Raw genomic sequence first — 20,772 nt, 5'->3', positions numbered from 1 at the left:
GTCCAGGCGGACAGCACCATGTTGCCGCCACGGCCTTGTCACCCACGATGGCGGACAGGAGGTGAGCCAGTGGCCGACGTACGCGTCCTGATCGTGGACGACCAGGAGCCGTTTCGCCGGGCGATCGCTGCCGTCGTGGCGGAGACCGACGGCTTCGTCGTCGTCGCGTCCACGTCGTCCGGCGAGGAGGCGCTGCTCGTCGTCACGAGGCTGCGCCCGGGCCTCGTCCTGATGGACGTCAATCTGCCCGGCATCGACGGGATCGAGGCCACCCGGCAGATCACCAAGGACGCCGATGCGCCGGTCGTCGTACTGCTCTCGACCTATGACCGGGAGGAGTTCGACATCTCCGGCTGTGGAGCTACGTCGTACCTGGCCAAGGCCGCGTTCGGTCCGGACCTGCTCACGGCCGCGTGGGCTCGTCGGGATCAACCGGAATGCTGACCGACAGCTGATCCTCCCGATCGAGCGACAGCCGTCCGCCCGCCGCCTCGACCCGGTCGACGATCGCCTGTACATCGATCTGGCCGCGGGCGAGGCCATCGATCTGCACGACCAGCTCCGACGCCACGATCCGGAGGTCGATCCGGGCGGCGACGGACCCGGCGCGCACCGCCTCGACACAGCAGAAGTAGACCGCCGCCTCAACCCTGGCCGCGAACCGTCGATCAGCCGCCGGCTCGACGTGCAGAGTTACCGCCGAACCGTTCCGCGCCAGGTGCGAGCTGAGGGCGTGGGCCAGGCCTGCGCGAGCCAACTGGGTGGGGAACAGCCCTCGGGTCAATGCCCGCAACGACTCGAGTGCGGCGTTCGTCTCGTCCACAAGGTGCTCGAGCTCGTCCGTCGCCGCGCTCCCCGACGTGGCGACGCTGAGGCCGCTCAACCGCTCGGGCATCGGCTGGAGATGGGACAGCACCTCCCGGGAGATCGCGGATTCCAGCCGGCAGCGAGCGGCGTCATCGGCCGCGATGATCCTTCGCCGCGACTCCGCCAGGGCAGCGGTGGTGCGATCGAGGGCAGTCACGTGCCCCGCCAGCTCGGACTCCATCGCGGCGTTGCGGAAGGCGAGCGCGGTCTGGTCGGCCAGATCCTGCAGCAGTTGCTCGTCCGCGGCCCGGAGCCCGCGCCCCTTCGGCATCGTGACGCCGATACTGCCGAGGGTGTCGCCACCCTGCCGGACAGGCACCTGGTACTCCGGCGATCCGTCGGACGGGACCGGCCAAGCGACGGAAAGCCCCACCAGGCCGGGAACTCTGAGGTCTGCGGTGGAGGACTGCGCGGAGACCGCGCGCCCGGCCGCTTCCGCGACAGCGGGCAGCAGCGCACTCGGTGACGGTGGCTCCGCGAGCCGGCGGCTGAACTCGGAGAGCGCCTCGTAAGGCTGCGCCCTGGCTCCGTACGCGAGCCGGTTCGCCAGCCGGACGACCCGTTGGCGGAGTGGCTGGAAGGCGAGCGCGACCAACGCCGTGGCGAGCAGCGAAAGCCAGAATCCACTGGTCTGGGTGTGGAGCAGGGCCGCGACCGCAAGGACCAGGCCGGTGTAGCCGATCCCGGCGAAGATGGTGCCCAAGGCGAGGACGACGGCCCGGTTGATGATCAGGTCCAGGTCGAACAGCCGGTAGCGCAGGACGGCGACGGCGAACAGCAATGGGAGGCAGAAGTAGGAGAAGAACAGTGGGAGGCTCGAGACCCAGGTCTGCTGACCGCCGTTGAACAGCTGGACGACGATCAAGAAGACGAAGCTCAGGGCAACGAACGCCACCGACAGCGCCATCAACCGCACCTGCTGCCGCTGCACTCCCTGGCTGCGATGCATCCGGAGGACCATGGAGACCATCGCGGCGACCAAGCCGATGGCGATGAAAGGAAATCCGACCAGGGACAGCAGGCTGCCGAGCGGCCCGACGACGTCCTGGTGGTCGATGTCGAACCCGGCCGGCGACAGGGTGAGCAGGCTTCCGGCGTAACCGGCGTATCCCACCAACGTCACGACGACCGCCGCGCGCCAGCGGCGGGACAGGAGCCGGCCGTCCGGCGCGACCAGGAACAGGATGGCCAGCGCGGCCAGTGAAAGCTGTCCACCCAACAGGGCGGAGATCCAGCCGGAGATTCCGCCGAGGCTCCGCGGCCCCGGCCCGTCGGCCCTGACCACCCACACGCCGTACGCCTCGGTCAGCAACGAGATCGCCGAGAGGAAACCGATCAGGCAGAGCAGCCAGCCGATCGGGTGCCGCGCCCACCGGGCCACGATCAGCGCGCCCATCGCGGCGCATCCCACGACCGCGCCGGTGACGAACGGGAACCCGTGCACGGCGACCGCTTCCTCGGACAGCAACGGCCGGTACGCCGAGGTGACCCAGACGTCCGCGCCGGCGATGAGTACGGTCAACCCCGTCAGCACCCAGGCCACCCGCGCGTACATCTCAGTCCCCCGGCCGGCGCGCGCCCGGCAGCCTAGCGGCGACCAGCGTGCCGCGCGAAGGTGTGGTTTCGATGGTCAACGTTCCACCGGCCGACTCGACCCGGTCACGCATGTTGGCCAGCCCCGCACCGGCTCGCGCCGCCGCGAGATCGAACCCGGCACCATCGTCGTGGACCGTCACCTCCAGGACCGCGGGACCGCCGCGCAGATCCACGCGGATCGCCTTGGCCGACGAGTGTTTGGCCGAGTTCTGGAGCGCTTCCAGCGCGCAGAAGTATGCCGCGGCCTCGACGCCGGCCGGGTACCGGCCGAGGTCACCGGCAACCAGTTCGGCCGGCAGCGGGCTGCGGGAGATCGCCGTCCGGAGCGCGGCCGCGAGCCCTTCGTCGACGAGCAGGCTCGGGTAGATGCCGCGCGAGAGGCTGGTGATCGTCTCGATCGTCACGGTGGCCGCCTTGCACTGCTCCGCGAGCAGTCGATCGGCCCGCTGCGGCGACCGTCCGGCCAAGGTGTGGGCAAGTCTCAGGTTCACCGCGAGCGCGACCAGATGCTGTTGAGCGCCGTCGTGGATATCGCGCTCGAGCCGCTTCCGCTCGGCGTCCTGAGCGTCGACGAGACGTTGCCTCGACCTTCGCAGTTCCTCCGCGAGCGTGGACAACTCCGCGAGCCGATGCATGAGCTCTGCCCGCAATCGTGCGCCGCGCAGTACCAGGCCGGCCTGGTCGGCGAGCCCGGCGAAGAGCCGTTCCTCGACCGGAGTGAGCGGTACGTTCTCATGTTCTTGCACCACCAGAACGCCCAGCAGTTCGCCGGCCTGGCGCACTGGCAACTCCCGTCGGCCGGGCAGTTCGCGTGCCACCGCTTCGACCACCGGCGATCCGTCTGCGGGTGGCCAGGTTGCGGCGAGCCTCAACCGGCCGTCCACCATCAGCCAGACCTGCGTTGCCTTCGCCCCCGTGCCGGCGGCCAGCACTTCGGCCATCCTGGCCGGCAAGTCTTCCTCGGCCGGGCCGCCGATCAGTGCCGGCGAGAACTTGCTCAACACCTCGTACGGCGACTGCGACCCACCGTGCACCAACCGCGACATGACGACCTCGAGCCGTGACTGCACCCAGCCGAAGGACAGTGCCACCACCGCGGTCGCCAACACCGACAGTCCTCCATGCGGCGACGAGGTGTGGCCGATGAGCGCTCCGCCGCCCAGAACGATGAGGACGTACACCAGCACCACGAACACCACGAGCCCACCCAGCACCAGCAGACCAGCGAGTTGTTCACGGCCAGTACGCCGTCGCCCCCACAACCTCACCTCTGCAGTCTGCGCCCACGGTCGCCGGGATGGGAGTGCCCGAACCCCAGGGGTGGGGTCAGCCGCACGATCGTCCGCCGATTGCCCGCGGGCAGCGCCCGTGTGCCGTGCGCCCAGCCCGATGGGATCGGAAGGCCGAAACGCCTTTGCTTGAAGCACGCCGCTCGACCGGGGGGTCGAACCAGGCACCACGAATCCAGGCACAGGGGAGAAACACACATGTCTGCCACCATCAGCACCACCACTGTCGCAACGGCCGCAGCCCGGGCCGAGGGCGTCAGCAAGTTCTACGGCACCGGCGACGCGACCATCGCCGCGCTGAAAGACGTCAACGTCAGCCTCGAGGCCGGCCATTTCACCGCGATCATGGGACCGTCGGGCTCGGGCAAGTCGACCTTGCTGCACATGCTCGCCGGCCTCGACCGGCCCTCGTCGGGCGAGGTGTTCCTCGGCGACACCCGGATCACCTCGCTCAACGACAAGGCGCTCACGCTGCTGCGCCGGGACCAGATCGGCTTCATCTTCCAGTCGTTCAACCTGCTGCCGACGATGACCGCGGCGGAGAACATCGTTCTTCCGATCCGCATCGCCGGCCGCAAGCCGGACGAGATCTGGGTCGCGTCGATCGTCGACAAGCTGGGCCTCAAGAACCGGTTGACCCATCGCCCGACCGAGCTGTCCGGTGGGCAGCAGCAACGGGTGGCAGCGGCCCGCGCGCTCGCCTCGCGTCCGCAGATCGTCTTCGCGGACGAGCCCACCGGTGCACTCGACTCCGCGGCTGGAACCGAGCTGCTCGGCTTCCTGCGCAAGGCCGTCAAGGAACTCGGCCAGACCGTCGTCATGGTCACCCACGACCCGACCGCCGCCAGCTATGCCGACCGGGTCCTGTTCCTGGCCGACGGTCACGTCGTCGACGAGATGTTCGAGCCGACGGCCGACGCCGTCCTCGACTTCATGAAGCACCTAGGAGCCTGAACCATGTTCACCGCAACGCTGCGCGGCATGCTCGCGCACAAGGTGCGCCTCGTCCTGACCGTGGCCTCGATCGCGCTCGGGGTCGCCTTCCTGGCCGGCACCCTCGTCCTGACCGACACCATGCACCTGGCGTTCAACCAGCTGTTCGGCAAGGTCTCCGGCGGCACCGACGCGGTCGTTCGCGCCGAGGCCGCCTACAGCCAGTCCGAAGGCATCAGCACCAGCCGGGGTCCCATCCCCGCCGCTGTCCTCGCCCAGGTCAGCAAGGCCGACGGGGTCCGTACCGCCGAGGGCTCGGTCACCGGCTACGCGCTGCTGACCGACAACGGTGGCCGGGCCGTGCTGACCAGCGGTGGAGCTCCCACCATGGGCTACAGCCTGCCGGCCGATCCCGCGCTGCGCGGTGACGTCAAGATCCTCACCGGCACCGCACCTTCGGGTGCGCATCAGGTGGCGATCGACGCCACCAGCGCCGAGGAGCACCACATCGCGCTCGGCTCCACGATCAAGGTGCTGTTCAACGGTCCGGCCGAGAAGTTCACCGTCGTCGGCACCGTCGGGTTCGGCGGCGAGAAGAACCTCGGCGGTACGACGGGGGCCTACTTCGACTCCGCCACCGCGCAGAGGGTGCTGGGAGCGCCCGGTCTCTTCGACTCGATCAACGTCAGCGCCGACCCCGGAGTGGCACCCGCCGACCTGGTGCAACGGATCACCAAGGTGCTGCCCGACGGCGCCGAGGCAGTGACCGGTGCGACCGTGGTGAAGGAATCCACGGACGCGGTGAACAAGGACCTGAAGTTCGTCACCGTGCTGTTCATGATCTTCGCCGGGATCGCCTTGTTCGTGGGCTCGTTCATCATCTGGAACACGTTCACCATGACGATCACCCAGCGATCCCGCGAGATCGCCCTGCTGCGGGCCATCGGCGCCACCCGGCGCCAGGTGAACCGGAGCCTGGTGCTCGAGGCGCTGCTGCTCGGCATCCTCGCGTCGGCCGTCGGTATCGGTCTCGGCCTGCTCGTCGCCAAGGGCCTCAACCTGCTGATGGACCTGGTCGGCTTCAGCCTGCCCAGTACGTCGATGCAGGTGGAACCGCGCACCATCGTGGTGTCTCTGCTGGTCGGCACCGTGGTCACGGTCGTGGCGGCCCTCGTCCCGGCCTACCGGGCGACGAAGGTGCTGCCGGTCGAGGCGCTGCGTGAAGCGGTACCAGGCTCCGGCAACCCGACGAAGAAGCGCATCATCAGCGGCGCCGTCGTGACTGCGGTCGGCCTGACCGGACTGTTCCTGACCTTGTACACCGACCTGAGCATGAAGCTGTTCGGCCCCAGCCTGCTGGCGATCATCGTCGGCGTCCTCATGCTGCTGCCGGCTGCCACCCGTCCGCTCGCGGCGCTGATCGGCGTCCCGCTGCGGCTGCGTGGCATGCCCGGCGAGCTGGCCCGGCAGAACGCGATGCGCAACCCACGCCGTACGTCGTCCACGGCCGCCGCCCTGATGGTCGGCCTGACCCTGGTCGTCAGCATGGGTGTGTTCGCCTCGTCGCTGAAGGCGTCGTTCACCGACATCATCGGGGACTCGACCAACGCCGCCCTGTTCATCACTCCGTCGAGCAAACAGGGTCCGGGCTACAGCCCCGAGGCGATCAAGGTGGTCCAGGGCGTGTCCGGGGTCGACAAGGTCTCCGCCAGCGGCTGGGGGCAAGCCCGGTTCGACGGCGTGGATTCGAGCTACTCCTCGGTCGACCCCGCGACCGCGACCGCCGGGCTGAACCTGCGGTTGTCGGCCGGCTCGGTGTCGAACCTCGGCACCAGCGGGATCGTCGTGGCGCAGTCCGCCGCGACCACCCACGGGTGGAAGGTCGGCGACACTATCGGGACCGAGTTCGCCGCGACCGGCAAGCACACGATGAAGGTCGTCGGTATCTACGACAGCAAGGGCTGGATCAGCGACGACTTCGTCATCAGCATCGCTGCTCAGACCGCCGCTGCCGGTCCGCAGCTGATCACGTCCGGCTTGGTCACGCTCGCACCCGGCGCCGACCGGTCGACGGTCCAGCAGGCCATCACCGCGGCGCTGGCCGCCCACCCCGACGCGAAGGTTCTCGATCGCAAGGGATTCGAGAAGGAGGCCAGCGGTTTCATCGACCAGCTGCTCTCGTTCGTCACCGTGATGTTGATGCTGGCGGTCCTGATCGCCCTGCTGGGCATCGTCAACACCCTGGTGTTGTCGGTCTTCGAGCGGACCCGTGAGCTGGGCCTGCTCCGGGCGGTCGGCATGACGCGGGCCCAGGTCCGGGCGATGGTGCGCTGGGAGTCCGTGGTGATCTCCCTGATCGGTGCGCTGGCCGGAGCCGCCCTCGGCATCGGCTTGGGGCTCGCACTGTCGCAGGCACTCGCGGACGAGGGCATCAAGGCCATCTCGATCCCCGGCCTGCAGGTAGCGCTGTATGTGGTGCTGGCCGCGGTCGCCGGGGTCCTGGCGGCCGTCGGACCGGCCAGGTCGGCCGCCAAGGTCGATGTCCTGAAGGCGGTGGTGGCGGACTGAGCGCACACAGACGAAGGCCCCGGACCATGAGGTCCGGGGCCTTGCGTTTTCTCTGGTAGCCCCGACGGGATTCGAACCCGCGCTACCGCCTTGAGAGGGCGGCGTGCTAGGCCGCTACACAACGGGGCCAGAGGGTTGTCGTCCGGCCCTTCCGGGCCGGGCAACGAGGTTGAACTCTACCGATTTCCATCGGTGCGGTCCAATCCGCTGGGGTACTAGGACTCGAACCTAGACTAACTGAACCAGAATCAGACGGGCTGCCAATTACCCCATACCCCAAAGGCATTTCACTGCCGTTGTGAGACCGTCTCCGCCCTCACAACCTGGCTCGAAGAGAGTACCCGAGCAAGAGCCCGGACACCAAAACGAGCCCCCCTCCGGCAGGTTGTCACTCCCGTCACACCAGCCTCGTGCGGTCGGTCGGCGCCACGGTCAGCGGCAGCTCGCACAGAGTCGCCAGCTCCATCCGCCGGGCCACCCACAACGCGACCGCGCCGAACGCCACGAACTTCACCACATCAAGCGTCACCAGCCCCCATGGCGCGTCCTGCACGCCCAGGCTCGCACCCACGCTGTTCGTCAGCGCCGCGAACACGAACGTCACCACGTTGTTCGCCGCGTGTGCCGCGATCGATGCCTCGAGTCCACCCGTGCGTACGACGAGCAGCGCCGCGACCAGCCCGAACGCGAACCGGTCCAGGAACAGCGCCGGACTCTGCCACGGCCAGACCCCGTGCGCCATCGTGAACACCAGGGTCGTGACGAGGATCGCCACCAGCGAACTCCGCACCAGCGCCCCGACCGCCTGCAGCAGGTAGCCGCGGAAGAAGTACTCCTCCCCCGCCGCCTGGAACGTCGAGGACAGCAGTGTGACCGCGATCACCGCGACCGCATCCGGCGCCGCGCCACCGCCATGGCGTTCACCACCGGCGAGCTCGATGCCACCGATCTGGATGACCGCGAGCATCACCAGCTCGAGCGCCACGGCGATCACCGCGAACCACGCCAGCGCCCGCCAGCGCAGCCGGCCGACCACCGAGGACAACAGCCCCGGGGTCTGCCGGTTCAACTTCCGCGCGACCAGCATGCTCAGCGGAATCAGGACGATCAGCGACAGGTTCGTCGCCAGCAGCCCGAACCACGAGACCGTGCCGTCGGGATCCTTCCGGATGCTCTGTTGGACGCCCAGGATGATCAGGCTGACGATCATCCAGGCGACCAGGATCGTGAAGGCCCCGATCACGACGAATCCGCGCGGGGCGTCCGGGTTCCGCAGCAGGCGCTGGTACGGCGTCCCTGCGTCGGCCCGCTCCATGGCCGTCATCACGCCGTACGGCGGGCCCGCTCGAGCCGGTGCAGTGACTTCTCCCGGCCCAGCAGTTCCAGCGACTCGAACAACGGCGGCGAGATCCGGCGCCCGGAGATCGCCACCCGGACCGGGCCGAACGCGTTCTTCGGCTTCAGCCCGAGCCCGTCGATGAGCGATGCCCGCAGGGCCGCCTCGATCGCCTCGGTCGTCCACTCGACATCGGCCAGCGCCTTCGCCGACGCCTCCAGTACGGTGCCCGCGTCGCCGGTCAGTACCTTGGCCGCGGCGTCGGGGTCGACCGTGAACGCGTCCTCGTCGACGAACAGGAACCCGAGCATGTCGACCGACTCGGACAGCGTGTTCATCCGCTCCTGCACCAGCGGTACGGCGGCCCGCAGGACGGCGAGCTGCTCGTCCGACGGCTCGGCCGGGAGCAGGCCGTCCGCGGCCAGGAACGGGATCATCCGGGACCCGAACTCGTCCGCCGGCAGCATCCGCATGTGCGCGGCGTTGATCGCCTCGCACTTCTTCGGATCGAACCGGGCCGCGTTCGAGTTCACCTTGCGGATGTCGAACGCCTTGATCATCTCGTCCATGGTGAAGACGTCACGGTCGTCGGCGATCGACCAGCCGAGCAGGGCCAGGTAGTTGAGCAGGCCCTCTGGCAGGAAGCCGCGCTCCATGTACTCACCGAGGCCGGAGCCCTTGTCGCGCTTCGACAGCCGCTTGTTGCCTTCGCCCATCACGAACGGCAGGTGCCCGAACCGGGGGGTCCGGCCGCTGCCGATGCCGATGTCGGCAAGCGCCTCGTACAGCGCGATCTGCCGGGGCGTCGACGGCAGCAGGTCCTCGCCACGGAGCACGTGGGTGATCCCCATCAGCGCGTCGTCGACCGGGTTCACCAGCGGGTAGAGCGGGTAACCGTTCGCCCGGACCAGGACGTAGTCGCCCAGGTTCTCCGGCAGGAAGGTGATCTCGCCGCGGACCAGGTCGTCGAACACGATCGGCCGGTCGGGCATCCGCAGCCGGACCACGGGCCGGCGGCCCTCGTCGACGTACGCCTTGACCTGTTCCTCGGTCAGCGTGCGGCAGTGGCCGTCGTACCCGCTGTGCTGGCCGGCGGTGCGGGCGGCCTCGCGGCGCTGGTCGAGCTCCTCCTGCGAGCAGTAGCAGTGGTACGCCTTGCCGGCCGCGAGGAGTTTCGCGACGACATCGGCGTATACGTCCATCCGCTCGGACTGCAGGTACGGGCCGAAGTCGCCGCCGACCTCGGGGCCCTCGTCCCAGGTCAGGCCGAGCCAGCGCAGCGAGTCGTAGGTGTACTGGTAGCCCTCTTCGGTGTTGCGCGCGGTGTCGGTGTCCTCGATCCGGAGCACCAGCTTGCCGCCGTAGTGCCGGGCGAAGGCCCAGTTGAACAGCGCGCTGCGGATGTTGCCGACCGTCAGCAGGCCGGTCGGGGACGGTGGGAACCGCACCCGGACCTGGTTGGGTTCGAGGCCGCCGAGGACGTCGTCGTCTGGCCGCTCAGTCACGCACGATCACCTTGTTCGTCAGAGTTCCGATTCCTTCGATGCTGACCGCGACCTCGTCGCCGGGCAGCATCGGGCCGACTCCCGCCGGGGTGCCGGTGAGGACCACGTCGCCGGGCAGCAGCGTGGTGAAGGAGGTGATGTAGGCCAGCACCTCCGGGATGTCGAAGATGAACTGCGAGGTCCGCCCGTCCTGCTTCGGCTCGCCGTTCAGCTCCGTCGTGACGCGTACGTCGGACACGTCGAGCTCGGTGGTGATCCACGGGCCGAGCGGGCAGAACGTGTCGAACCCCTTGGCCCGGGCCCACTGCCCGTCGGTCTTCTGCAGATCCCGCGCGGTGACGTCGTTGGCCACCGTGTAGCCGAAGATCACCTCGTTGACCCGCTCCTTGGGCAGGTCGCGGCAGATCCGGCCGATCACGATCGCCAGCTCGCCCTCGAAGTGCAGGTTGTTGGTCTGCTCCGGATAGACGATGCCGTCCCGGGGGCCGATCACACTCGTGTTCGGCTTGAGGAAGATCATCGGCTCCTTGGGGACCTCGTTGCCGAGCTCCTCCGCGTGCGCGGCGTAGTTGCGGCCGACGCAGACCACCTTGCTGCGCGGGATCACCGGGGCGAGCAGCCGGACGTCGGCCAGTTGCAGCTTCTCCCCGGTGAACTGGACCGGCCGGTAGAGCGGGTCCGAGTCGAGCACGGCGACGGTGCCGACGAGGCCTTCGGGGTCGTCGGTCTCGACGACGCCGTACTTCGGTTCGTCGTCGACGGAGAATCTGGCGATACGCACGGCCCGAGCCTACCGTCGCAGTGGAATGAGACAGTTATCCGGTGACTGTTGATATCCGCCTGGCCCTTCCGGCCGAGTACGACGCGGCCGGAGAACTGACCGTGGAGGCGTACACACACGACGGTTTCGTCCGGGGCGACTACGCGAGGACGCTGCGTGCGGCCGCTGACCGGGCCGCCAAGGCGGAGCTGTGGGTCGCGGCGGACGCCACCGGTCTGCTCGGCACTGTGACCTACTGTCCGCGTGGCTCTGTCTACCGGGAGATCGGGCTGGACGACGAGGGCGAGTTCCGGATGCTCGGCGTCGCGGGCCGGGCCCGCGGGCTCGGCATCGGGACCGCTCTGACCCAGCGCTGCATCGAGCGCACCCGGGAGCTGGGCCTGGCCCGCCTGGTCATGAGCAGTGCGGACTACATGACCACCGCTCACCGCATCTACGAACGTCTCGGCTTCGTTCGGCTCCGGTCGCGCGACTGGTCCCCGATCGCGGGTGTCGACCTGTACGCGTTCGCCCTGGACCTGTGACTGTCACGCTGACTCCGGGCGAGTGGACGTCGTACGCGACGGGCCACAAGCAACGCGTCGACGCGTTGCTGGCCGATCACCTCGAGCGCCGGAGTCGCCGCGAACCGCACCCGGTCGAGGACTTCCTCTTCACCTACTACCCCACCCGCCCGAACCAGCTACGCATCTGGCACCCCGGGCCAGGCATCCGTCTGCTCGAGGCCTCTGAGTACGACGGACGCCGCGGCTACACGTACGACGACGGTGCCGCGACCCTGGATCCGGCGGAGGTCTCGCGTCGCGCGGACAGCATCCGTTGGATCCGCCGGTTGCTCGCCGCGACGCTGGATCGCCAGCCACAGTTCGGGTGCTTCGGGCTGCACGAATGGGCGATGGTCTATCGGACTTCCGCCGTGCGCCATGAGAAGTGGCCGCTGCGACTGGGCACGGCCGGCACCGATCAGGTCGTCGAGTCTCACAAGATCGCCTGCTCGCACTTCGACGCGTTCCGTTTCTTCACGTCGCCCGCCCGTCCGCTGAACGTCCTGCAACCGACCCGCGAATCCCAGCCCACGCTGGAACAAGGCGGCTGCCTGCACGCCAACATGGACCTCTACAAATGGGCTTCGAAACTCATGCCCTTTACTCCCAGTGCTCTGGTCCTGGACTGCTTCGAGTTGGCCCGCGACATCCGCACCCTCGACATGCGCGCCTCGCCGTACGACCTCTCGGGTCTCGGCTATCCGGCTGTTGCGATCGAAACTCCCGCAGGCAAGGCGGAGTACGCGGCCGCCCAACGCACGTTCGCGCAACGCTCCCGCCCGCTGCGCGAGCAACTCGTGGCCCTCTGCGACAACCTCCTCGGCTAACCTCGGCCTCATGGGAAAGATCGTCGCCATCGCACTCGGCGCATTGCTGCTCGCCATCGGCGCCGTCTGGACCCTCCAAGGCCTCGGTTATCTCAAAGGCAGCTCGATGACCGGCAGCTCCTTCTGGGCCATCGTCGGCCCTCTCGTCGCCGCCGCGGGCGCCTCCCTCATCTACGTCGCCTTCCGAGGCCCACAGAAACGCTGACCGTCGGCGGTCATCGGGTCGCCTTGAGGGCGAAGAGCAAGGGAATCCGGGGAGCCGCGTCCGGCAGGCGCCACCAGCCTTCGGGCGTCTGCTGCATGCTCGGCCAGCGCGGCCAGGGAAGGACTTCGGACTCGCGCAAGGCGGTCAGGTGGAAGCCTGTGGTGGCGAGGGTCGTGACGATTTCGCCGAGGCCGTGGCGCCATTCGTAGCTGCGGTGCCGGCCGGGGACCTCGTCGCCGGTGTAGGTGACGGTGGAGTTGTGGGCGATCGGGCCGCGGCCTTCGAGGTAGTCGGCGCGGAGGGTGAGGTCGTCGGACTCGCCGGGCAGGGAGACCTCGCGAAGTGCGTTGAGCAGCGGGTGGAACTCGACGATGTACAGAGTGCCGCCAGGTTTCAGCAGGTCGCGAACGACCTCGGCCCACTGCTGCAGGTCCGGGAGATAGCAGAGCGCGCCCTTGCCTGTGTAGACGACATCGAACTGACGACCCCGCAGCGCGTCGACCGCGTCGTACACGTTGGCATGCACATACTCGACGTCCTGCTCGGCGTCGGCCGCGATCTGGCGCGCTTCCTCGAGGGACTTCCTGGAGAGATCCAGCCCGGTGACCCTCGCGCCACGCCGCGCGAACGCGATCGTCTCGGTGCCGAGGTGACATTGGAGATGGAGGACATCGCGTCCGTCCAGTGGGCCCAGATCTGCCCACTCGTAGTCGGCGAACCAATACTCCGCGGGCTGACTGTAGAACCGGCTCGCCGCGTGCAGCGTCGCCCGCGCGTCCCAGTCGGCCTCATTGGCGGCCACCATCTGCCGAGTCTGCGCGTCCAAGGTCACCGGCGCCTCCGTCCGTCTCCGTTCGGCCACGGACCAGTCTGCCCACAGATGGGTCCACACCTCGGCACTCATGCTCACCTGTTCACCATCCACAGGCTGTGGACTCTTGTTCAAGGTTTGTGGATAAGGTTGAATAAGAGGTATGGCACGGGTCGAGTTGCATCGGTGGCCTGGGCACCCGGACGGGTTCACCCGGGCGGAGCGGTTGGGTGGGTCGTACGAGTTGTACTTCCCGGATCCGCTGGTCGGGCGTGAGTTCGACCTGAGCGACGACGTGCTCGCCGCGCTGGAGGATGCGGCCGGCGATCTCGCCCGGCTGGACGCGACCGCCGCCGTCCTGACGAACAGCGAAGCGCTGGCGCGACTGCTGCTCCGGGCCGAGGCCGTCGGGTCGTCGCAGATCGAGGGGCTCGTTGTCGGTGCGCGCCGCCTGCTCAAGGCCGACGTACTCCGTGATCGGCCGACCAGTGGACCCGGCGACGTCACCGCCGAGGAAGTGCTGGGCGCTGTCGACGCGATGACCTGGGTGACCGAGTCCGTCCAGGCCGGCGACAAGCTCGAGGTCGACCACCTGCTCGAGGCGCACCGTCGACTGATGGCCCAGTCTCCGACGCCGGAGTTCGGCGGGGAGGTCCGCTATCTGCAGAACTGGATCGGCGGCCGCTCCCCCGCCGAGGCGTACTACGTCCCGCCGCCGGCGCACCTGCTCCCCGACCTGCTCGCGGATCTGATGGCCTTCGTCCGGGAGTCCCGGCTGCCGGTGCTCGCCAAGACCGCGATCGCGCACGCACAGTTCGAGACGATCCATCCCTTTGCCGACGGCAACGGACGGACCGGGCGCGCGCTGATCCACCTGATCCTGCGGGCCGACGGCCTCATCACCCGGACCGTGCCGCCGGTGTCGTTGTCGCTCGCCACGCATGCGACGCAGTACATCGATGCGCTGACAGCCTTCCGGTATGTCGGACGGGCGACCACGATCAAGGCTCGGTCGGCGGCGAATCCCTGGCTGCAGATGTTCGCGATGGCATGCAGTCACGCCACCGCGGAGGCCGCGCGGTTCGAACAGACGGCGACCGACCTGAAGACCGCCTGGCGCGAACGGGCCGCGCCGGTCCGCGCAGGCTCCGCGACCGATCTGTTGATCGACGCCTTGCCCGCGGCCCCGGTCCTCACGCTTGCCGCGGCCGCGCGGCTCATCGACCGGTCTCAACAGGCCGCCAACCAAGGACTCGCGCGCCTGGTCGAGACGCGCGTCCTGCGCGAGCTCACCGACGGCCGCCGGAACCGCGTCTACGAGGCGCCCGAACTGATCGACGCGTTCACGTTGCTCGAGCGGCGCTTCGCCAGCCCGGCGGCCGATACCCGGATCGAACCGCCTAGCAGACCAGTGCCGTCGAGGCCAGAACCAACACACCGTCCGCATTGACTTTCTCCTCTCCGTCGGGACACAATTCGAACACATGTTCGATCGCGTCTCAAATCGAGGCGCCTGACGGGGAGCGGGATGAATCGTGATGCCGGAGCCGTTCGACTGGGAGATCCTGCACCGACCATCGGCGATGGCGATGGTGCGAGGCCAGCTCGGCTTCAGCTGGATGGTGCTGTCCGGCCGGCTCGCCCAACTGACCGACGAGCAGTACTTCTGGCGTCCGAGCAGTGAGGCCCTGACCGTCGTACGACGGCACTACCTCGGTGGATTCCGGTCCCTCGGATCCGGGGAGTGGGTGGCGCAGTGGCCGGACGAGCCGGATCATCGCGGGCCACGGACGATCGCCTGGCTGATCGCCCACTTGACCGAGACATTCTTCGAGCGCTGGGAGTGGACCTTCGGCGAGAGCCAACAGGGCCGCGCCGACATCACACTGCACGGCAACGCCCGGGACGCGGTCGCCTGGCTGACGCACTGGGTGGACGCCTGGCAGGACTCGATCGCCGCGCTGGACGAGGAGCAGGTGATGACGGTCGGCCTGAGCCAGGCGACCGAACTGGACGCCGGTGAGCCGTTCGGTCACGTCGCGCTCCGGCTCAACCGCGAGCTCATCCACCACGGCTCGGAGATCATGACGCTCCAGGATCTCTATGCGGTCGCAGCCTGAAACCACAACATGTGCGACACGCGGCGTGGCGCTACCACAAGATCTAGTGCAATCCACCTAGCATCACTACTGCTGGTGGTTCGGAGTGGTTGGCAGCACAAGATGTGGGCCACGCCGAGGCAACAGGGGAATCCGGTGCGAATCCGGAGCTGCCCCGCAACGGTGAGCGGAGACTGTCCGCGAGTCCGGATACCTGCCACCGGCGCGCGCACCGCCGGTGCGTGCGGTCCGAGACCTCGCGGGTGGGTCGCAGGGCGTGGCGGCAGCGTTCCCGGCCGGAGCTGCCTGTCTCGTCATGCGCCCATCCGTGCGGTAACGGTCCTCCGAACTCTTGTGGAGAGCACACCTGTGACTATTGCTTCGTCATCCTCCGCGGTGACGACCGACCAGCCGATCCAGCTGACCGTCGTCCGCCGTGACGGCAGCAGCACCGCGTTCGATCCGACCAAGATCTCTGTTGCCATGAGCAAGGCGTTCCTCGCGGTCGAGGGCGCCGACGCCGGCGCGACCCACCGGGTCCGCGACCTGGTGGCCGACCTGACCGGCCGGGTCGTGGGCGCCTTGACCAGCCGCGGCGACACTCGCCGCAGCGTCCAGGTCGAAGACATCCAGGACCAGGTCGAGCTGGCGCTGATGCGCGCCGGTGAGCACCAGGTCGCCCGGGCCTATGTGTTGTACCGCGAAGAGCGGACCAAGGCCAGGACACCATCCGACCCGGCCGGGATCGCCGAGCGGCCCGCGCTCTCGGTGCGCGCCGCCGACGGCAGCACCGCGCCATTGGACATCGACCGGCTGCGGGTGATCGTCGCGGAAGCGGCCGACGGGCTCGACTCGGTCGATCCCGAGCTGATCCTCGACGAGACTCTCGGCTCCTGCTACGACGGCATCGCTCAGCACGAGGTCGAGCTCGCGCTGGTGATGGCCGCCCGGTCCTACGTCGAGACCGAGCCGCAGTACAGCTTCGCCGCGTCCCGCCTGCTGCTGGACCAGATCCGCCGCGAGGCCCTCGGCCGCGTGCACGGTGAGCCACGGCAGGCCAGCCAGGCCGACATGACCGCGGCCTACGCGGACTACTTCCCGCGCTACGTCCAGGTCGGTATCGACGCCGGTCACCTCGATCCCGAGCTGGCCACCTTCGACCTCGACCGGCTCGCCGCCGCGATCCGTCCCGAGCGCGATCTCGACTTCACCTTCCTCGCTCTCCAGACGCTGTACGACCGGTATCTGCTGCACATCGACAAGGTCCGGTTCGAGCTGCCGCAGGCGTTCTTCCTCCGGGTCGCGATGGGGATGGCGCTGCGCGAGGACGACCGGGAGGCGCGCGCGATCCAGTTCTACGAACTGCTCAGCTCGTTCCGGTTCATGTCCTCCACGCCGACGCTGTTCAACTCCGGCACCACCCGGCCGCAGCTGTCGTCGTGCTTCCTGACCACGGTCGACGACGACCTGGCCGGCATCTTCCACGGCATCCGGAACAACGCCCTGCTCGCCAAGTACTCCGGCGGCCTCGGCAACGACTGGACGCCGGTCCGCGGGATCGGCGCCAAGATCCGCGGCACCAACGGTGAGTCGCAGGGCGTCGTACCGTTCCTGAAGATCGCCAACGACACCGCCGTCGCGGTCAACCAGTGCTTTGCGCCGGACACCCTCGTTTACGCTGCAGACGGCCCAACCGCGATCCGCGACATCGAGGTGGGCGATCTCGTGCTCGCTGCGAGCGGTCGCTATCGCGAGGTCACGAAGACTTTCACGTACGACCAGGACGGCCCGATGGTGGAGGTCGATGTCAAGCACTCGATCGAGCCACTCACTGTCACCACCGGCCATCCGCTCTACGCGATTCAAGGCATACCGATGGAGCAGGGCAATGAGCGCACGCTCGAGTGGCTCGCGAAGGAGAAGGTCACAGCAGCCTGGGTCGAGGCCGGCATGCTCAGCAGGGGTGACTACATCGGGCAGGTCATCCCGACGGACGTCATTCCGGTTCACGGTCTGACAGAGGACGATGCGCGCCTGTATGGCATCCTCCTCGGTGACGGCCACATGTCGAAGAACGGCAGCCAGTGGGGTGTGTCAGGGAATCCGCAGCGCGACACACACTTGTCGTTCGTGCGCGAGTACCTCAAAGCTCGCGAAATCCATTTCTGGGAGACCAGTCGCGGTGATACCTACGTGCAGATCCACTGGGCGGCAGGACGCGGCCCCAGAAGAGACAGGCTGACGGGACGCATCGTCGGCAGCGGCGAGCCTACGCTGCCATTTGATGGCGAGGACCTGTACGACCAGCTACACCGGAAACACATCGCACGTCGGCTGTCGCATCTGCCACCTGCCCAAACACATGCGCTGATCCAGGGCCTGCTGGAAACGGACGGCAGCGTATCTCGTGGCAAGGAGATCTACTTCACGACCACTTCACGAAAGCTCGCCGCCGGCCTGCGCTACCAATTGCTCCGGCTCGGAATCCCCGCCGCCGGGCAGCACCGCGTCCGGGAGGGGCATCACGTAGGTCGTCGCTCTGACGGATCCGAGATCACCTTCTCGAAGCCGGTGGACACGTTTGATCTCCGCATTCCCGCCGTGCCGGGAATCGCCGAACTCGTGGGCGTCACACCCATACGGAAGTTCAACTGGATCGCACACCAAGGCATGGTGTTCTCCCGCGTGCGCGAGGTCCGCGCAACCTCGATGGTTCCCGTCGTACATGACCTCGAGGTCGAGATCGACGAGTCTTACATGACTGTCGCCGGGTTGGCCCACAACGGTGGCAAGCGCAAGGGCGCGGTCTGTGCATACCTGGAGACCTGGCACATCGACGTCGAGGAGTTCCTCGACCTCCGCAAGAACACCGGCGACGAGCGGCGTCGTACTCATGACATGAACACGGCCAACTGGGTGCCGGACCTGTTCCTCCAGCGCGTCGAGGCGGGTGGCGACTGGACGCTGTTCTCGCCGAACGAGGTCCCCGACCTGCACGATTTGTACGGCGCAGCGTTCGCCGAGGCGTACACCGGCTACGAAGCGGCGGCGGACCGTGGTGAGATCCGGGTGTTCAAGCGGGTAAAGGCCGTCGATCTGTGGCGCCGGATGCTGACCGTGCTGTTCGAGACCGGGCACCCGTGGATCACCTTCAAGGACGCTTGCAACCTGCGCTCGCCGCAGCAGCACGACGGCGTGGTCCACTCGTCGAACCTGTGCACCGAGATCACCCTCAACACGACGGTCGAGGAGACCGCGGTCTGCAACCTCGGCTCGGTCAATCTGGTCGCGCACCTGACCGCCGACGGTCTCGACGCCGATCTGCTCCGCGACACCGTGAAGACGGCGGTCCGGATGCTCGACAACGTCATCGACGTGAACTTCTACACCACCCCCGAGTCCGAGCGTGCGAACCAGCGCCACCGCCCGGTCGGCCTCGGCCTGATGGGCTTCGCGGACGCGCTGTTCGCGCTGCGGATCCCGTACTCCTCCGACGCCGCGGTCGAGTTCGCGGACAGCGCGATGGAGCAGATCAGCTACCACGCGATCGAGGCGTCCAGCGACCTCGCCGCCGAGCGTGGCCGCTACTCGACGTACGACGGTTCGCTGTGGAGCCAGGGTGTGCTGCCGATCGACTCGCTGGAGTTGCTCCGGACGGCTCGCGACGGCGACGTGATCGTTGATGAGAGCAAGCAACTGGACTGGGACGCGCTCCGGCAAAAGGTGCTGCGCGACGGCATGCGGAACTCGAACGTGATGGCGATCGCGCCGACCGCGACGATCTCCAACATCTGCGGCGTGAGCCAGTCGATCGAGCCGGCGTACAGCAACCTGTTCGTGAAGTCGAACATGTCCGGTGAGTTCACCGTCGCGAACCCGTACCTCGTCGCCGACCTGAAGGCGCGCGGGCTGTGGGATCAGGTGATGGTGTCGGACCTGAAGTACCACGACGGCGTCCTGGCCGGGATCGAGCGGGTGCCGGCCGATCTGCGCGAGCTGTACGCGACCGCCTTCGAGATCGACCCGATGTGGCTGGTGAAGTCGGCGTCGCGGCGGCAGAAGTGGATCGACCAGGCGCAGTCGCTGAACCTCTACATGGCCGCGCCGTCCGGCCGGGCGCTGGACGAGCTGTACCGGTCGGCCTGGCGATATGGACTCAAGACGACTTATTACCTACGTTCCCAGTCAGCGACCCATGTGGAGAAGTCCACGCTGAAGGGCACGGACGGCCGGCTGAACGCCGTACCGGTTGCACTTCCTGAACCTACGGGAGCTGTCTGCTCCATCGACGACCCGGACTGCGAGGCCTGCCAGTGAGCGCCATTTCGGTCGGAGCTGCCCGGGTCGAGGTCGCCGACAAGGCGATGATCAACGCGCGGGCCGACGTCAACCAGTTGCTGCCGTTGAAGTACCAGTGGGCCTGGGACAAATACCTTGCCGCATGCAACAACCACTGGATGCCGACCGAGGTGGCGATGCAGGCCGACATCTCGCTGTGGCGGCGTCAACCAGGGGCACCGGACGGGCTGACCGACGACGAGCGGCTGATGCTCAAGCGCAACCTCGGCTTCTTCGCCACCGCGGAGTCCCTGGTCGCGAACAACATCGTGCTCGCCGTCTACCGGCAGCTGACCAATCCCGAATGCCGGCAGTACCTGCTCCGCCAGGCGTTCGAGGAGGCCGTGCACACGCACACCTTCCAGTACATCTGTACGTCGCTCGGCCTGGACGAGGGCGAGTTGTTCAACATGTACCGCGAGGTGCCATCGATCTCGGACAAGGACGCCTGGGCGCTGAAGTACACCCAGCACCTGGAGGACCCGGACTTCCGCACCGGGACGCCGGCGACCGACACCGCGTTCCTGCGCGATCTGATCGCGTTCTACGTGGTGTTCGAGGGGATGTGGTTCTACACCGGGTTCGCGCAGATCCTGTCGCTGGGCCGGCGGAACAAGATGGTCGGCATCGCCGAGCAGTACCAGTACATCCTGCGGGACGAGTCGATCCACCTGAACTTCGGCATCGACTGCATCAACCAGATCAAGCAGGAGAACCCGCACCTGTGGACCGAGGCGTTCCAGGCCGAGGTCCGGCAGATGCTGACCGAGGCGTGCGAGTTGGAGGTCGCCTACGGGCGGGCCACGATGCCGAACGGCATGCTCGGCCTCACCGCCGAGCTGTGCGAGCAGTACATGCACTTCATCACCGACCGCCGCGCCGAGCAGATCGGTCTCGCCCCGATCTTCGGCGAGACCCGCAACCCGTTCGGGTGGATGTCGGAGGTCATGGACCTGAAGAAGGAGAAGAACTTCTTCGAGACCCGCGTCATCGAGTACCAGTCATCGAGCGGCCTGAGCTGGGATTGAGGTAGCCGGCGAGCGCCCCGCCAGGACTTGCACTGGCGGGGCGC

General features: G+C 67.9%; 16 protein-coding genes, 2 tRNA genes and 1 riboswitch. Of the genes, 10 read left to right on the top strand and 8 right to left on the bottom strand.

The annotated features are described in order from the left end of the window. Window positions 1-69: 69 nt before the first annotated feature. Window positions 70-444, top strand: a complete 375-nt coding sequence (locus ACXC9Q_RS34525; protein WP_457060844.1) for a response regulator — start codon at window positions 70-72, stop codon at window positions 442-444. On the opposite strand, the gene ACXC9Q_RS34520 is transcribed toward ACXC9Q_RS34525, so the two are convergent. Both ACXC9Q_RS34520 and ACXC9Q_RS34515 read right to left on the bottom strand, forming a co-directional pair. After that, window positions 404-2,422 (bottom strand): hypothetical protein, encoded by a 2,019-nt coding sequence (locus tag ACXC9Q_RS34520; RefSeq protein WP_457060843.1) that lies wholly within the window; start codon window positions 2,420-2,422, stop codon window positions 404-406. The genes ACXC9Q_RS34525 and ACXC9Q_RS34520 overlap by 41 nt on opposite strands. Before the next feature lies 1 nt (window position 2,423). Next, window positions 2,424-3,731: an ATP-binding protein gene (locus ACXC9Q_RS34515; protein ID WP_457060842.1), complete on the bottom strand. Its 1,308-nt coding sequence runs from the start codon at window positions 3,729-3,731 to the stop codon at window positions 2,424-2,426. Between the two features lie 219 nt (window positions 3,732-3,950). Here ACXC9Q_RS34515 and ACXC9Q_RS34510 point away from each other — a divergent pair, with 219 nt between their 5' ends. Further along, a complete protein-coding gene (locus ACXC9Q_RS34510) occupies window positions 3,951-4,706 on the top strand; it encodes an ABC transporter ATP-binding protein (RefSeq protein ID WP_457060841.1) in 756 nt (251 codons plus the stop codon). Window positions 4,707-4,709: 3 nt separating this feature from the next. Continuing rightward, window positions 4,710-7,253, top strand: coding sequence for an ABC transporter permease (locus ACXC9Q_RS34505; RefSeq protein ID WP_457060840.1), 2,544 nt, complete (start codon window positions 4,710-4,712; stop codon window positions 7,251-7,253). Window positions 7,254-7,306: 53 nt separating this feature from the next. On the opposite strand, the gene ACXC9Q_RS34500 is transcribed toward ACXC9Q_RS34505, so the two are convergent. From ACXC9Q_RS34500 to ACXC9Q_RS34480, 5 genes are all read right to left on the bottom strand, one after another. Beyond that, window positions 7,307-7,382 (bottom strand) — tRNA-Glu (locus ACXC9Q_RS34500). A 78-nt stretch (window positions 7,383-7,460) separates the two neighbouring features. Then, window positions 7,461-7,532 (bottom strand) — tRNA-Gln (locus ACXC9Q_RS34495). 118 nt (window positions 7,533-7,650) lie between these two features. After that, entirely contained in the window at window positions 7,651-8,577 is a 927-nt protein-coding gene (locus tag ACXC9Q_RS34490; RefSeq protein WP_457060839.1) for a CPBP family intramembrane glutamic endopeptidase, read from the bottom strand. Beyond that, the gene (gene gltX, locus ACXC9Q_RS34485) at window positions 8,577-10,094 is read right to left on the bottom strand and encodes a glutamate--tRNA ligase (RefSeq protein ID WP_457060838.1); all 1,518 of its coding nucleotides are present in this window, start codon (window positions 10,092-10,094) and stop codon (window positions 8,577-8,579) included. Before gltX ends, ACXC9Q_RS34490 begins: the two co-directional genes overlap by 1 nt. After that, window positions 10,087-10,875, bottom strand: a complete 789-nt coding sequence (locus ACXC9Q_RS34480; protein WP_328519350.1) for a fumarylacetoacetate hydrolase family protein — start codon at window positions 10,873-10,875, stop codon at window positions 10,087-10,089. The genes gltX and ACXC9Q_RS34480 overlap by 8 nt, the downstream gene beginning before the upstream one ends. Window positions 10,876-10,916: 41 nt before the next feature. Here ACXC9Q_RS34480 and ACXC9Q_RS34475 point away from each other — a divergent pair, with 41 nt between their 5' ends. The 3 genes from ACXC9Q_RS34475 to ACXC9Q_RS34465 are packed head-to-tail and all read left to right on the top strand — an operon-like array spanning window position 10,917 to window position 12,452. Next, window positions 10,917-11,399: a GNAT family N-acetyltransferase gene (locus tag ACXC9Q_RS34475; RefSeq protein ID WP_457060837.1), complete on the top strand. Its 483-nt coding sequence runs from the start codon at window positions 10,917-10,919 to the stop codon at window positions 11,397-11,399. Continuing rightward, the gene (locus ACXC9Q_RS34470; protein WP_457060836.1) at window positions 11,396-12,247 is read left to right on the top strand and encodes a 3-methyladenine DNA glycosylase; all 852 of its coding nucleotides are present in this window, start codon (window positions 11,396-11,398) and stop codon (window positions 12,245-12,247) included. The genes ACXC9Q_RS34475 and ACXC9Q_RS34470 overlap by 4 nt, the downstream gene beginning before the upstream one ends. A gap of 10 nt (window positions 12,248-12,257) precedes the next feature. Further along, on the top strand, window positions 12,258-12,452 hold the full coding sequence (locus ACXC9Q_RS34465; protein WP_328519347.1) for a hypothetical protein: 195 nt from the start codon (window positions 12,258-12,260) through the stop codon (window positions 12,450-12,452). 10 nt (window positions 12,453-12,462) lie between these two features. On the opposite strand, the gene ACXC9Q_RS34460 is transcribed toward ACXC9Q_RS34465, so the two are convergent. Then, window positions 12,463-13,257 carry a class I SAM-dependent methyltransferase gene (locus ACXC9Q_RS34460; protein WP_457060835.1) on the bottom strand — a complete coding sequence of 265 codons (795 nt, stop codon included), beginning with the start codon at window positions 13,255-13,257 and terminating at the stop codon, window positions 12,463-12,465. A 169-nt stretch (window positions 13,258-13,426) separates the two neighbouring features. On the opposite strand from ACXC9Q_RS34460, the gene ACXC9Q_RS34455 reads away from it, so the two are divergent. From ACXC9Q_RS34455 to ACXC9Q_RS34440, 4 genes are all read left to right on the top strand, one after another. Beyond that, on the top strand, window positions 13,427-14,713 hold the full coding sequence (locus ACXC9Q_RS34455; protein WP_457060834.1) for a Fic family protein: 1,287 nt from the start codon (window positions 13,427-13,429) through the stop codon (window positions 14,711-14,713). Between the two features lie 88 nt (window positions 14,714-14,801). Beyond that, on the top strand, window positions 14,802-15,383 hold the full coding sequence (locus ACXC9Q_RS34450; RefSeq protein ID WP_457060833.1) for a DinB family protein: 582 nt from the start codon (window positions 14,802-14,804) through the stop codon (window positions 15,381-15,383). 59 nt (window positions 15,384-15,442) lie between these two features. Further along, window positions 15,443-15,598, top strand: a riboswitch (cobalamin riboswitch). A gap of 133 nt (window positions 15,599-15,731) precedes the next feature. Beyond that, window positions 15,732-19,679 carry a ribonucleoside-diphosphate reductase subunit alpha gene (locus ACXC9Q_RS34445; protein WP_457060832.1) on the top strand — a complete coding sequence of 1,316 codons (3,948 nt, stop codon included), beginning with the start codon at window positions 15,732-15,734 and terminating at the stop codon, window positions 19,677-19,679. Next, window positions 19,676-20,728 (top strand): ribonucleotide-diphosphate reductase subunit beta, encoded by a 1,053-nt coding sequence (locus ACXC9Q_RS34440; protein WP_457060831.1) that lies wholly within the window; start codon window positions 19,676-19,678, stop codon window positions 20,726-20,728. Before ACXC9Q_RS34445 ends, ACXC9Q_RS34440 begins: the two co-directional genes overlap by 4 nt. The last annotated feature ends 44 nt before the right edge of the window (window positions 20,729-20,772 follow it).

The sequence above is a fragment of the Kribbella sp. CWNU-51 genome, assembly GCF_054073265.1.
This window is presented reverse-complemented; position numbering and strand designations above follow the sequence as displayed.

Bases quoted from the DNA above. Each gene is read 5' to 3' on its own strand.
- ACXC9Q_RS34520 (WP_457060843.1), bottom strand. From the start codon at position 2,422: ATGTACGCGCGGGTGGCCTGGGTGCTGACGGGGTTGACCGTACTCATC.
- ACXC9Q_RS34510 (WP_457060841.1), top strand. From the start codon at position 3,951: ATGTCTGCCACCATCAGCACCACCACTGTCGCAACGGCCGCAGCCCGG.
- ACXC9Q_RS34505 (WP_457060840.1), top strand. From the start codon at position 4,710: ATGTTCACCGCAACGCTGCGCGGCATGCTCGCGCACAAGGTGCGCCTC.
- ACXC9Q_RS34490 (WP_457060839.1), bottom strand. From the start codon at position 8,577: ATGACGGCCATGGAGCGGGCCGACGCAGGGACGCCGTACCAGCGCCTG.
- ACXC9Q_RS34465 (WP_328519347.1), top strand. From the start codon at position 12,258: ATGGGAAAGATCGTCGCCATCGCACTCGGCGCATTGCTGCTCGCCATC.
- ACXC9Q_RS34460 (WP_457060835.1), bottom strand. From the start codon at position 13,257: ATGGTGGCCGCCAATGAGGCCGACTGGGACGCGCGGGCGACGCTGCAC.
- ACXC9Q_RS34455 (WP_457060834.1), top strand. From the start codon at position 13,427: ATGGCACGGGTCGAGTTGCATCGGTGGCCTGGGCACCCGGACGGGTTC.
- ACXC9Q_RS34450 (WP_457060833.1), top strand. From the start codon at position 14,802: ATGCCGGAGCCGTTCGACTGGGAGATCCTGCACCGACCATCGGCGATG.